Origin of the sequence: Celeribacter ethanolicus (assembly GCF_002407265.1) — a bacterium.
Lineage (GTDB): Bacteria > Pseudomonadota > Alphaproteobacteria > Rhodobacterales > Rhodobacteraceae > Celeribacter > Celeribacter ethanolicus.
Window position 1 is genome coordinate 1249170 of record NZ_CP022196.1, and the last position, 12942, is coordinate 1262111.

8 protein-coding genes and 1 tRNA gene are annotated in these 12942 nt (G+C 62.7%); all 9 read right to left on the minus strand.

Going from position 1 to position 12942, the window contains the following annotated elements; translation table 11 throughout:
- Window positions 1-61: 61 nt before the first annotated feature.
- The 9 genes from CEW89_RS06010 to CEW89_RS06055 all read right to left on the minus strand — a co-directional run bounded on the left by CEW89_RS06010 (window position 62) and on the right by CEW89_RS06055 (window position 12910).
- A complete protein-coding gene (locus CEW89_RS06010) occupies window positions 62-892 on the minus strand; it encodes a hypothetical protein (RefSeq protein WP_096805276.1) in 831 nt (276 codons plus the stop codon).
- Window positions 889-3159: a hydantoinase B/oxoprolinase family protein gene (locus CEW89_RS06015; RefSeq protein WP_096805277.1), complete on the minus strand. Its 2271-nt coding sequence runs from the start codon at window positions 3157-3159 to the stop codon at window positions 889-891. Before CEW89_RS06015 ends, CEW89_RS06010 begins: the two co-directional genes overlap by 4 nt.
- A gap of 59 nt (window positions 3160-3218) precedes the next feature.
- Complete coding sequence (locus tag CEW89_RS06020) at window positions 3219-5375, minus strand: hydantoinase/oxoprolinase family protein (protein ID WP_066710569.1); 2157 nt, start codon at window positions 5373-5375, stop codon at window positions 3219-3221.
- Window positions 5376-5495: 120 nt separating this feature from the next.
- Window positions 5496-5894 (minus strand): acetone carboxylase subunit gamma, encoded by a 399-nt coding sequence (locus CEW89_RS06025; protein WP_198403510.1) that lies wholly within the window; start codon window positions 5892-5894, stop codon window positions 5496-5498.
- 5 nt (window positions 5895-5899) lie between these two features.
- Entirely contained in the window at window positions 5900-7834 is a 1935-nt protein-coding gene (locus CEW89_RS06030) for a hydantoinase/oxoprolinase family protein (protein ID WP_096805278.1), read from the minus strand.
- 642 nt (window positions 7835-8476) lie between these two features.
- Window positions 8477-8566 (minus strand) — tRNA-Ser (locus tag CEW89_RS06040).
- A gap of 146 nt (window positions 8567-8712) precedes the next feature.
- Window positions 8713-9429 (minus strand): alanyl-tRNA editing protein, encoded by a 717-nt coding sequence (locus tag CEW89_RS06045; protein WP_096805280.1) that lies wholly within the window; start codon window positions 9427-9429, stop codon window positions 8713-8715.
- On the minus strand, window positions 9426-11867 hold the full coding sequence (locus CEW89_RS06050) for a DUF3772 domain-containing protein (RefSeq protein WP_096805281.1): 2442 nt from the start codon (window positions 11865-11867) through the stop codon (window positions 9426-9428). The genes CEW89_RS06045 and CEW89_RS06050 overlap by 4 nt, the downstream gene beginning before the upstream one ends.
- Window positions 11864-12910: a cysteine synthase A gene (locus tag CEW89_RS06055; protein ID WP_096805282.1), complete on the minus strand. Its 1047-nt coding sequence runs from the start codon at window positions 12908-12910 to the stop codon at window positions 11864-11866. Before CEW89_RS06055 ends, CEW89_RS06050 begins: the two co-directional genes overlap by 4 nt.
- Window positions 12911-12942 lie beyond the last annotated feature (32 nt).

Sequence of the window (12942 nt, forward strand, 5' to 3'; positions counted from 1 at the left end):
CGGCCCCCCGGATTTCCGGGGGGCCGTTGCCGTCAGGACGTGCCGTTACGATTCAGGGCGATCAGACCGGCACTCCCTGCAGCCGTGCAACCGCGTCGAGCACGGCCTCCGGCGGATGGTCCACGGGCACCTGCGCATAGAGGAATTGCACAGATGTCGTCTTGGGCAGGTCCATCCCGCCGAACAGGGCCGCACTCACATCGCGGCCTTGCACCTTGTCGTCCGTTCCGATCACCGCATCGAACGGCGCGTCCTGACCGGCGGCAACGCCACGTCCGACCACGGCCCAACGGTAATGTCTGGCCGCATTGAACAATGGCGTATAAGCGGACACCTCGCCGGGTGCCTCGCCCTCTTCGAGCAACAGCCCGCCCACCGGGCGTTGCGCAACGCAGCGCATGAAATCGGCGATATACATGGCCGCATCTTCGGTCGTATCCGCATCCACCTCGGGCGCACGGCCCACAAGTTCCTGCGCCTCGGCCAGCCAGGCCCCCGGCGCGGGCATGGCGAGCACCAGAGGGGTCTGGCCCTGAAGATGCGCGCCGACCGCCTCGACCACCTCGTCGAGCAGCGCGCGCGGCCCCGCCTCTTCGAGCATCCGGCGCAGCGGATAGGTCGCGCGTGTCTTCGATCCCATCTCGGCGACGAGGCCCGGGTGACGTGCCATCCACGACCGGAACAGATCGCCAACATTCACCACCGCCACATCCGAGCGCAACAATCCCCGAGCCTGAGTGAAGAAAGACAGGTATTTCGCCGCCCCTTCCGCCCAGGGATCGCCCTCCCGACCCAGCAGAAGCCGCCGGGCATAGCCCGACGACTCCAGCCAGACCCGCAGCGCCTTCGTGCCCGTTGCATCGGGCAGATCATCTGCGAGATATTGGCTCATTGCAGTTCGCCTCCGTCGATCCCCGCATTGGCCAGACGGGCTTCGAGCTCGGCGATACGCACGTCTTTCGGATGCGGCATGTAATTGGGCTTCGGCGTATCGGCCCTGCGCGTCACATCCGGCGCGCCCATGTAGAGCGTGTCGATATCGTCCCCCCAGCAGCCGAAGTATTTCAGATGCGAAGGCGGTTTGGGTTGGGTCCAGTCCTTGACGAATTCGGCATAGGGCATCGAGCGGGCGATCCGCGCCTGCCGTTCCTCTTCCCGGGCGGCCTCGGTGGCGTCGAAGTCGATCGCCAGCGTCGCCGGATCGAACACCACCTTGTAGAGCCGGGCTGCGACTTCCGCCGAGATCAGCCCCTCTTCGATGTCCTTCACGACACCGACCGGATCGCGCTCCAGCAGGTCGCCATAACCGGCGCCCGCGCCCTGGCTGATCATGAACAGCTCACCGCGCTTCGAGATTTCAAAGCCCATGCCCATATGGTGCGTGGTGTAGCTCGCCTCTTCGAAAGGCCGCTCATTCATGATTTCCTCGATCGAGTGACGGAATTTCTCCGGCTCGCTCTGAAGGATCTCGTAGACATCGACATCCTTGACCTTGGACAGCGGATAGGTGCCACAGGCATAGCCGCCGAACAGACCCTGGATCGGCGGGATCTTCGCCCCCTGAGCCGTGGTCATGAAGCCCCATTGCTCCGAGTCCTTGGTCGCCACCATCATGGTGTAGCCCTGACCGCCCCGGTACTTGCCCGGCGCGATGGCGTCCCGCGTCATCTTCTTGGACACCAGTTGCAGGAAGGGCACGTCTTCCTCGTTCACCTCCTGCTCGCCGATGTCGGCCATGGTGGCGAAGATCGGTGCCAGCGCATGTTCGCCGTCACGGTTCGAGGTCGCCCCCGCGCCCATGCCGTTCAGGTCGGCGCAGAGGTTGCCGAGCGTCTCGCCATGCTGGCTGACCCCGCCCCAGATGAAGGTGTTGATCATGTTGAAGGTGGGCGCATGCACCTTGGTGTATTTCTCCGGGCAGGAGTAAAGGAACTTCGCCACCGCATGCTGACCCGCGGTGAAGCCGGTGAAGATCGACATCAGCGATTGCGAGTTCGGCGCATCGTAGGAACAGTTCAGGATCGAATGCGGATCGGTGATCACCTCGATCGGTGCCATCGCCGCCTGACCGCGCGGCAGGTCGGGCCAGATGTAGCACAGGAAGAGTTGCGACAGCATCCCTTTGAGCCCGCCGAGAATAGTGTTGGTGGCACGGTTGGTGAATTCCGGGCTCGATCCCCGGAAATCGAAGATCAGCCGGTCGCCCTTCTTGGTCAGCTTGCAGTTCACCTTGACCACACAGTTCTCGCGCAGGGTCGAATCCTGGATGATATAGGTCTGCACCGACATGTCCGGCCATTCCGTCAGACGACGTTTCACTTCGGTGCGCACATCCTCCATCGTCAGCCGCAGCATGGCGACCAGCGCCTCCGGGCCTTCGGTGTTCAGCGTTTCCTCGATACGCTGCTTGATGCGCAGACAGGCGAAGAGTTTGACCTTCATGTCCTCGAGTTGCAGCTTCGGCTCACGCACCGAGTTTTGCAGGAAGGTCAGCAGGTCGCGCTTGATCTGGTAGTTTTCGACCACCTTGAAGGGCGACATCTTCAGCCCCTCGTCAGACGGGCTTTCCGCCATCGACGGCATGCCGCCCGGCTCGATGGCGCCGTTTTCGCCCTCATGCACGGTCGAGGCGACCCAACACACCAGACGCCCTTCGTGGAAGATCGGCAGGATCATCGACTGGTCGGTGTTGTGCACATTGCCATAACGCGAGTCGTTGTGGATGAAACCGTCGCCGTCACGCACGCCGACGGTCGGTTCGTTCATCCAGTTCTTGACGATGAACTTGATCGGATGGTGCACCACCGACGAGAACAGCAGCACGCCGCCCGCAGAGGCCAGCGCCAGATCGCCGCTGGCCGTATAGATGCCGGTGATCACATCGCCCCATTTCGCGCCCGGGGCGGCGCCCATCTGTTCGACCATCTCATAGCCTTCGTCGCACCCCGATTGCAGCCGGTCGCGGATACGGGCGATCATGTGATGATCGAAATTCTGACCGATGGCGAGCTCCTCGTCGGGGCTGCGCTCCATCAGGTCGTGGTTCTGCATGATCTCGGGATCGGGCCCGAGAAACAGCGTGGTGTCTTCGAGAAACTGCTTGATCAGTTTCATGTCCTCGGCCGAGCGGGCCGGGCCGGTGGTGTTCAGGTCTTTCATGGTTTTCTCCTCCTGTCGGATCATGGGCCCCGGCGCTCCACTCGCCGGGGCTGCCGTTTTCAGTGCCTGATGGCCGGGGTTTCGTTCCGCAGGAACCAAGAGGCCCCCTGTTTCGCGGTCACGAAGGTCCAGCCCGGGTTCACGAGATAGGTCGTGACCTCGGAGGCGACGATTGCCGGTCCTTCGATCTCGACCCCCGGAACCAGGTCCTTGCGCGCCCAGACCGGAGTGTCGATGGCCCCGTCCTGCCCCACGAAGTGGCAGCTACGGGTGCTGGACGGGGACGGCGGCGTCTGGCGCGCGGCCTTGTCGACCGGCTTGATGTCCTCGAACTTGACCGTCTCGTGCCTGACATAGCTGGACACCCGAATGGTGTTGATCCGGATCCCGGCTTCGGGAGCCTGGCTGCCTTCGCCGAAGCGCTTGCCGTAATCGTTGGAGAACTGGGTGATCACCTGCAGCACATCGGCCGGGCTGTGAAGCTCATGGAACGGGATGACGGCGGTGGTCTGCACCAACTGGTTGCCATAGCGCATGTCCAGTTCCAGATCGAACAGGATCTGGTCATCGGGCACGCCCTGACGCCGCAGGTCCTGACGTCCGCGTTCCTTCAGCTCCGCCACGATGCCGTTGAAACGGTCGTAATCGCTGAACAGCTCGCGGGTGTTGCTGTCATAGAGCACCATGTAGAGCGATTGCTCATGGATATGAAGCTGATGCATGTTGCCCGCGCCGACCGCCGAGAACACCGAGCTGAGGGGCGGCGCCAGGATCTTGTCGATGGACAGGTTCTGGGCGATGCCGCAGCAATGCAGCGGGCCGTTGCCGCCATAGGCCAGCATGGTGAAATCCTTCGGATCATAACCGCGGGCCCGCAGTTCGGTGAACAGCCCGTTGGCCATGCTGTCATCGACCTTTTCGCGGATCAGCTTGGCCGCTTCGATCACATCGCAATCAAGCTCATCGCAGATCGTGTCCTCGATGACCGCCCTGGCCCGGCGCGGGTTGAGCGGAATGGAACCGCCGGCATAGTTCTCCGCATCCAGATAGCCCAGCAGAAGATCGGCATCGGTGACGGTGGCCTTCATGCCGCCACGGTCGTAGCAGGCCGGCCCCGGATCGGAGCCCGCGCTTTCGGGGCCGCATTTCACGGTCTTGTACATCCGGTCATAGGACGCGACCGAGCCCCCGCCCGCGCCGAGCGTCACCAGATGCACCATCGGCACCGACACCAGCCAGCGGTCGATGACCGGGTTGAAATCGTAGTGCTTGATGCCGCCCTCGACGACGATACCGATGTCATAGGAGGTGCCGCCCATGTCGGTCGCCACCACATTGCCAAGCTCGGCCTGCAGCGACAGGTGCTCCGAGGCGCCGATGCCGGAAACCGGGCCCGAGTGGATGGTCTGCAACGCGTCGGTCGAGTTGAGCTGCGCCATGCCACCGGAATTGTGGATCACCAGCATCGGCTTTTCATAGGTATGGGCGCGCAGGTTCTGTTCGAGCTGAGACAGCGCGTGATACATGGTCGAGTGCAGGTAGCCATCGACAATGGCCGAGGTGGAGCGGACATATTCGCCCTTCCGCCCGGCCACCTGATGCGACAGGATCACCGGGATCGCGCCCAGAAGATGCGAGGGGTATTCCTCAAGCAGGATCTCTTCGATGCGCTGTTCATGCACCGGGTTGACCACCGCATTCACCAGCGCGACGACGATGATCTGGGCACCGCGGTCGACCAGCTCGCGCAATTGCCGACGCAGATCCGGCTCATCCAGCGCCATCACCTCCTTGCCCTGGAAATCCAGCCGCTCCCGCACGCCGCGGATCATATGGGCTTCGACCAGCGGATCGGGGCGCTGCGCATTCGGCAGATCCTGCTGCCCCAGATTGTCGAGCCCTTCGCCATAGCCCCGCGCACGGCTGAGCGGCACGGTGGCCTCATAGCCTGCGGTGACCAGCATGCCGATCTTCGGCCCCTTGTGTTCTATCAGCGCATTGGTGCCGAGCGTGGTGGCGTAGCGGACGCTGTCCACCTCGGTCAGGACCTGTTCGAGATCGACGTCCAGCTCACTACAGGCCTTGCCCAGCGCTTCGTTGAACCCCATGGCGAGGTTGTGGTGCGTCGTGAGCGCCTTGGTCTCGATATACTGATCGCCCCAGACGACGAAACAGTCGGTGAAAGTCCCACCGATATCAACGGATACACGTTTCATTCTCTCTCCCTATCGTGCCCGGGATGCCGTCCTCCTCGACGGGCCGTCCCGGCACTGTTCTCTTGAAGATGTCGGATCGTCCGCCCGGGGCCGTGCCACGGGCCGACAGGATGATCTGGCTTAGTGGCTGTGCGCCCGGCCCGGGGCCACCACGGGCCCGGCGTCCGGCAGCATCTCCGAACCGCGCGCGGCCCATTGGGCTTTCAGCGCGGGCACATCGACCTGCATGTCCCACAGCGGCGGGTGGCCCGGGATCGCGTATTCCGTCTCGACCTGCGTGCCGCATTTCGGACAGCAGAATTCGAGGATGCGCACCCAGTCCGGGTCCGGCGCGAAAGTGTAGCGATACATCTTCGGGTCGATCACCGGCGGGTGGATCTCCTGCGGGTTGCGATTGTGAACCAGCAGGCCTTCCTTGTAGTTGCCGTCCGCCGGCGCGATCACATGATCGCAGACACGGCACTCCCATTTCTCCGTTTCAAGGTCGATCCGCAGATACTCAGTCATAGGAATTTTCATCGGCCTTACTCCTCCCGATCCAGAATGACATCACCGGCTTCGGAGACGGTGAAGGTCCAACCCGCAGGAATGCGGGCAGTGAAATAATCCTCTTCGAGGATCGCGGGCCCGGCGGCGAAATCGCCCGGCTGCATCGTGTTCAGGCGATAGACCGGCAAGTCGATCCGGCCCTGTTCCGGCACCAACACATTGCGCGTGCCATCGGCCTTGGCCGCGGCCTTGCGCGACACGGCGACCTGTTTGGCCTCGCCCTTGCGCAGCGATTTGACGGCGGAGAGTTCCAGTTCGACCGCATCCGCCCCGGCCATCTCCGCCGGGAAGCTTTCCGATCCGTTCAGTTCATGAACCGTCTCCCTGTCGCCGGACTGGGCCACCAGCCGCGCCGAGACCGCGTAGCTGCCTTCTTCGAAGCCTTCGGCGAACATGTCGCGGGCGGCTTTCTGCCTGAGACTGTCGAGCGTCGATTTGAGGGCTTCGCTGGTGTGTTCGGCCAGATCGACCGCATAGTTCTGCGAGACGTTGCACGAGCCGATGCCATAGGCCGAGAAGACCGCCGCCATCGCCGGAATGGCGACCCGCTTGATCCCGGCCTTGTCGGCCACGCCACAGGCATTGAGCGGACCGGCACCGCCGAAGGCCATCAGTACGGTATCTGCGGAAATCGTCGTGAACCGGTGCAATTCCGCTGCGATCTTGGTCTCGAACGCATCCGACATCGCCTGAACGGTCTGGTCGAGGTCGAGCCCCAGAGGTGTGCCGACATTGGCCATTACGGCGGCTTCCGCCCGCGCTGCATCGAGCCCCATGCCGCCGCCGAAATACGACCCCGGATCGAGCAGCCCCGAGAGCAGGCTGGCATCGGTGATCGTCGCCTCCTTGCCGCCACGGCCGAAACAGGCCGGTCCCGGCAGGGCGCCGACGCTTTCCGGACCGATCGCAATCGCACCGTCCTTCGCCTTGAACACAGAACTGCCCCCGGCCCCGGCACTGGAAATCTCGCACAGCGGGAAGGACACAGAGATGCCTTCGACATGGCCGCGCCGGATCTCGGCAACTTTGCCATCGGTGCATTGACCGATGTCGGTGGTGGTGCCGCCGACATCAATTGAGACCGCATCGCGGAACCCGTACATGTTGGCAAAGCCACGCATCCCCTCCATGCCGCCGCGCGGACCAGAGGAATAGGTCTTGATCGCCACGGTCTTGGCCACCCGCGAGGCATCGCCATCGTTGCGGAAGATCAGCAGCGGATTCTTGGTGCGATAATCGCGCAGCCGGTTTTCCGCCTGAAACAGGAACGCCTCCATCGAGGTGTGCAGGAAGGCGTTGATCAGCGCCGACCAGGCCCGGCGCTCGGGCGCGCGGTCCACGGTCAGATCTGAGGCATAGAGCACCGGCACCGCACCCAGAAGGTGGCGCGGATATTTGCGCAGCACGACCTTCTTGACCTTGTCCTCATTGGCATGGAACCCGGTGCCGCCGAACGACACGACCAGACGATTGGCGCCTTTGGCGGTAAGTTCGTTGATCGTCTTGACGATTTCGACCTCGGCCTCCGGTGCATCGAGAATGGCGGCGTCGATATAGGCCACCCGGTCCCCGACCAGAGCGTCATAAACATCCGGGTCATGGGCGCGCAGCGCCTCGGCCAGGTCCGTCGCCGCCTGGTCGAGAATGAGACCCAGTTTCGGCCCTTTGCGCTCGCAAATTGCATTGGTGCCCTGTGTCGTCGAATAGCGGATCAACTCCACCTCTTCGAGCAGACGTTTGACATCTTCGGCCCCGTAAAGGGTCTCCGATGCCTTTTGCAGACCTTCGAAAAAACATTTCGACAGATCGTAGGGCGTGGTCAGAACCTTGGTCTTCTTCACGCCCTCGTCGGACATGATGCAAACATCGGTCAGCGTCCCGCCGTTATCGATATTGATCTGAAATGCCATCGTGCATTTCTCCTCCCGTTTTTGATGCCTGGGGCAAACCGGCCCCTGCGGGCGCAGAACCTGCACCCGGCGTATCGAGACGGATCGACGCTCTCCTCTGTGTCGATCCGTTGAAACACGCCTGCCATTCGGTGAAGCAGAAACACTTCCGAACCCGGGAGACAGGTCGGAGAAACGGATCTTCACTCTGAAATATAAGGTTTTTTTATTTCACACAGTCGGACGGGCACGCCTCAATGAGGAGACCCCCGTCCATAATTCGAACGTTCGCGTCCGCAGTAGGCATTCTGTCCGGATGAATGTCCTGCGGGTCTAAGGCCGCTGCCGGGCGTAGCCACAGCCGCTCCCCCCAAAAATAATGTCGAGGAAACGGCCCTTGCTGGCCATCGAGATCCGCACGCCGGATCGGCAGCAAGTCATCCTCTCCGTGATCCCGAAGCGTTTGCGCATGACCATGGATTCGGTGAAAGCGACCTCTGCAAATGTTTTGCACACCGTCACGCCGCCCCTCCTCGCAAATCCGCATAGATGGGAGCGATCGAGGCGCCGTATGAGACAGTCGACGACGTTTCACAATTTGTAGCACAAACATGCGCACACAAATCACTCAAGTCATTGATTTAACTTGTGATGAGAAGGGAGTGGCGGACAGGAAGGGATTCGAACCCTCGAGACGGTTCCCCGCCTACACACTTTCCAGGCGTGCGCCTTCGACCACTCGGCCACCTGTCCGAGGCCGTCTATAGTGGAGGTGCCAAGGGGGATGCAACCCCCGGAATGACAGAAAATGAATGTTTTTTGACGCGCGCGGCGGAAGGCCTTTTTTCCATGGCTCCGGCGAAGATCAAACGCACCGATCGCATCGGGCCGGTCCCCGGTCAGTCGAGATGAATCGTCACGCGCCGGTTGTCGCGGCCCTTCTTCTCGACCTTGCCAAAGCGAATGCGGCCGATTTCCGAGGTCCGTGCCACATGGGTGCCACCACAGGGCTGCAAATCGACCTGATCCGCCGCCAGCCCGATCCGTACGAGCCGCACCCGGCCCTGCCCGGTCGGCGGCATGACCGACATGGTCTTGACGATCGCCGGATTGGCCAGCAATTCCTCATCGGTGATCCAGTCGTCCGAGATCACCAGATCGCGCTCGATCAAGGCGTTGAGCGCATCCTCAAGCCCCTGCTTGTCGGCGGGCGGCGCGTCCATCTTGAAATCCAGACGTCCCTTCTCCGACCCGATGGAGCCCCCGGTCACCGGCAGGGGGATCACCACGGACAGGAGATGCAGCGCCGTGTGCACCCGCATGTGGCGGTGGCGGCGCATCCAGTCGAGCCGCTGTGTGATCTCTGCACCAAGGGGCGGCAAGGCAGCAGGTTCGGCGGGCACGAGAACAATCGCATCGCCCTCCCCCTTGATCGCTGTCGCAATCGGAAGACTGCCCCCCGACCAGTCGAGCCAACCGCTGTCCCCGGGCTGGCCGCCCCCCGTGGCATAGAAGATCGTCCGGTCGAGAATCACGCCGCCCTCGGGCGTGTGGCCCGTCACCGTGCCGTAAGTCTCCTGCAGATAGGCATCCTCACGGAACAAGGGCTCGGTCATGTGCTTTCTCCCTCGCCATCCTCGACGGCCTCCCCTGTGCCCTCCTCGAGATCCGACGGTTCGATCATCGCCCGCTCGGGCACTGCGGCTTCCGGAACCGCAGACTGCGCCGGTTTCGGCTGCAAGGCTTCCGGGTTGCGCAGCCAGATGTCGCGCTGCGCGAACGGGATCTCGATGCCCTCTTCGGCAAAACGCTTGGCAATGGCATGGTTGATGTCGTTCTTCACCGCCAGAACATAGGTCACATCGCGCAGAATCGCGCGGATCTCGAACTCAAGCGCATCGGCGCCGAAATTCAGGAACAGCACCTGCGGCTTGGGATTGACCGCCACCATCGCATGATCCTCGGCGATCTCGCGCAGAATCGCCTCCACCTTGCGTGTGTCCGTGCCATAGGCGACGCCCACCGGAATGATCACCCGCCCGATCAGGTTGCCACGGGTGTAGTTGGTCACCTGATTGGAAATCAGATCGGCGTTGGGCACGATCAGGTCGGTCTTGTCAAAGGTCTCCACCCGCGTCGAGCGCACGGAAATATCCTTGACGATGCCCATCGAACCATTGCCGAGGTCGATCCAGTCGCCTTCCGAAATCGGACGTTCGATCAGAAGGATGATGCCGGAGACAAAGTTCTGCACGATGTTCTGAAGACCGAACCCGATCCCGACCGACAAGGCGCCTGCGACAATCGCCAGAGCCGAAAGGTCGATCCCGGCGGCAACGATCGCCATGATAGCCGAGAGCACCACGCCGACATAGCCAGCCCCCGCGACAATCGCGTTCTGACCGCCCTTGTCGATCTTCGTCTTCGGCAACACGGTCGAGGTCAGCGCCGTCTTCAACAGCCGCGTCAACCCCATGCCGATCATGAAGACCACGACAAGCGTGATGAAACTGGTCGGCGAGATGGTCACGCCACCGAAACTGATCCCCTCGCGCAGCCGTGCCCAAAGCTCCCAGAGCTGATCCTCCCGCATCCCCCAGAGAAGTGCGAAGAACGGCAGCGAGGCGAGCACGATCACGAAGGACAGAAGCACCGGCACCAGCGCGTCCTTCGCCCCGCCCGGCTGCCGGGTCACCAGCGCATAGAGGTCGTACCCCAACCGGGAGAGAATCGCGACGAAGCCCAGAAGGCCGATCGAGCGCAGCAGCGGAAAGACGATGCCCTTGCCCGCATTCATATAGCCCGCCGCCGCCAGCAAAAGTGCAGCAACCGAAGCCAGAAAGACCACGCGCGCTAGGGTGCGCAGGATGAGCTGGGCGAACCCGTGTTCCGTCTCCGGCTCATCCTTGTCCTCCTCGCCGCCCCGCGTCTCGCCCGGGGTCAGGATGCCCGCCAGCCGGATGAGCGCCAGACAGGCAATCGCCACCAGCGGAAAGGTCAGAACGGCAAGTGTCGCCTCGGAAAAATCGTCGATGTCCGCAAGCTGGATGAGCGCATCGTTGAGCACCGCCATGACGCCCGCGAGCGTCCCCATGGTCGTCGCCTCGGCGCGGCGCACCGCGCCCAGATCGAGGATCGGCTCCCCCGCCCCTGTCGGATAGAACAGCCGTCCGGCGATCCAGCGCCAGAAGAAATAGGCCAGACCGATTTGCGGAATGGAGCCGAAGACGATGATCCCGCGCGGCCCCAGAAGCCCCGAGGCGCCGGCGGCCAATGTGATGGCGATAAGACCGGCGAGCGGCACCACGATCTGGCCGATCGAGGCAAGAAACCCGGTAACCCCCTTGCCCGCATCGCCCGAAACGCGTTTGCGCACCCAATCGGTCATCCGCTCCGACCACAAGCGCCCTCGCGCCACCAGCACCAGCGCGATCACGAGGTAGAAAACGATGGAGGCAGTGTTGCTGCGCAGAATCTTCTGTCCGCTCTCCGAGCGTGCCGCCTCCGACACCGTGGTCCAGGCCGCCCCCGCGGTTTGCCCCAGCGCCTTGACCGCCGTCGGCCAGAGCGTCGGGTTGAGCGGGCTCGGCGCGCGCTGCATCAGCACATCGGCCTGCCGCTCCGTCAACACCTGATCAATCTCGGCAATAAGCCCGTTGGCCCGCGTATAGGCCTCTTCGGCGGTCTTCACAGGGGCCTGAGCCGCTTCGAGCTGCTTGTTCAGCTCTTTGCGCCGCTGCGCGATTTCCGCGCTTTCGGTCTCACCTTCGGCAGGCGCCACCCCAAGAGCTTCGATCTGGGCCTTGAGCGTGTCGATCCGTGTGCCGTTGGAATTCTCGGCCGCCAGAAAGCTTTCGCGCCAGACCACGAGATCGTCGCGCAATTGCTCTAGATCGGCATTGCTCGTGTCACTGTCGCCAATCCGGGTCTCGGCCGCGCTCGCGGCCTTGTCCCATTGGGTGTAATCTGGCGACACCCCATCCTGCGCCCGGGCCGCAAGCGGCAGCGCAAGACAGAGGATCAGGAAAAAGCGGGTCAGAAACTGTGCGATCATACTCCTTCATATACGTCAGGCAGAACGCGCGGTCCACGGTCTAGCCATTCGGGCACAGGAAGTTGTTTTTCCTTGAGGAACTCGGGGTTGAAGAGCTTAGACTGGTAGCGCGTGCCATAGTCGCAGAGGATGGTGACGATGGTGTGCCCCGGCCCCATTTCCTTCGCCATGCGCATCGCGCCCGCGACATTGATGCCGGACGAGCCGCCGACGCAGAGGCCTTCGTGCTCCAGAAGATCGAACACCACCGGAAGCGCCTCCTCGTCGGGGATCTGATAGGCGAAATCCGGGGTGAAGCCTTCGAGGTTTGCGGTGATCCGCCCCTGCCCGATGCCTTCGGTGATCGAGCCGCCCTCCGATTTCAGCTCCCCCGTGGTGTAATAGCTGTAAAGCGCAGCCCCCATCGGATCGGCGAGGCCGATTTTCACGCCCTTGGGCTGAAGCGCCATGCCGGTGCCCGCGAAGGTGCCGCCGGAGCCGACCGAGCAGATGAAGCCGTCGACCTTGCCGCCGGTCTGTTCCCAGATCTCCGGCCCGGTGGTTTCGATATGCGCCTGACGGTTCGCCGTATTGTCGAACTGATTGGCCCAGATCACGCCGTTCGGTTCGATTTGTGCAAGTTTAGCGGCCAGACGTTCGGAATAGCGGACGTAATTGTTCGGATTGGAATAGGGGGCGGCGGGCACCTGCACCAGCTCCGCACCCGCGAGACGGATCATGTCCTTCTTTTCCTGGCTCTGCGTCTCGGGAATCACGATCACCGTGCGAAAGCCCAGAGCGGAGCCGACGAGCGCCAGACCGATGCCGGTGTTGCCCGCCGTGCCCTCGACAATCGTGCCGCCGGGTTTCAGCGCGCCGCTCTTCAACGCATCCTGAATGATGAACAGGGCCGCGCGGTCCTTGACCGACTGGCCGGGGTTCATGAACTCCGCCTTGCCATAAATCTCGCAGCCCGTGGCCTCTGACGGGCCTTTCAGCCGGATCAGGGGCGTGTTGCCGATGCTGTCGATCATATCGCGTTTCAGGGCCGAAGGAGCAGACATAGCTATATCCTTTAAATCTCGCAGTCCCTGAA

Coding starts and splice junctions, on each gene's coding strand:
- CEW89_RS06045 (WP_096805280.1), bottom strand. CDS start 9,429: ATGACCGAGCCCTTGTTCCGTGAGGATGCCTATCTGCAGGAGACTTAC.
- CEW89_RS06015 (WP_096805277.1), bottom strand. CDS start 3,159: ATGAAAGACCTGAACACCACCGGCCCGGCCCGCTCGGCCGAGGACATG.
- CEW89_RS06025 (WP_198403510.1), bottom strand. CDS start 5,894: ATGAAAATTCCTATGACTGAGTATCTGCGGATCGACCTTGAAACGGAG.
- CEW89_RS06055 (WP_096805282.1), bottom strand. CDS start 12,910: ATGTCTGCTCCTTCGGCCCTGAAACGCGATATGATCGACAGCATCGGC.
- CEW89_RS06030 (WP_096805278.1), bottom strand. CDS start 7,834: ATGGCATTTCAGATCAATATCGATAACGGCGGGACGCTGACCGATGTT.
- CEW89_RS06020 (WP_066710569.1), bottom strand. CDS start 5,375: ATGAAACGTGTATCCGTTGATATCGGTGGGACTTTCACCGACTGTTTC.
- CEW89_RS06050 (WP_096805281.1), bottom strand. CDS start 11,867: ATGATCGCACAGTTTCTGACCCGCTTTTTCCTGATCCTCTGTCTTGCG.
- CEW89_RS06010 (WP_096805276.1), bottom strand. CDS start 892: ATGAGCCAATATCTCGCAGATGATCTGCCCGATGCAACGGGCACGAAG.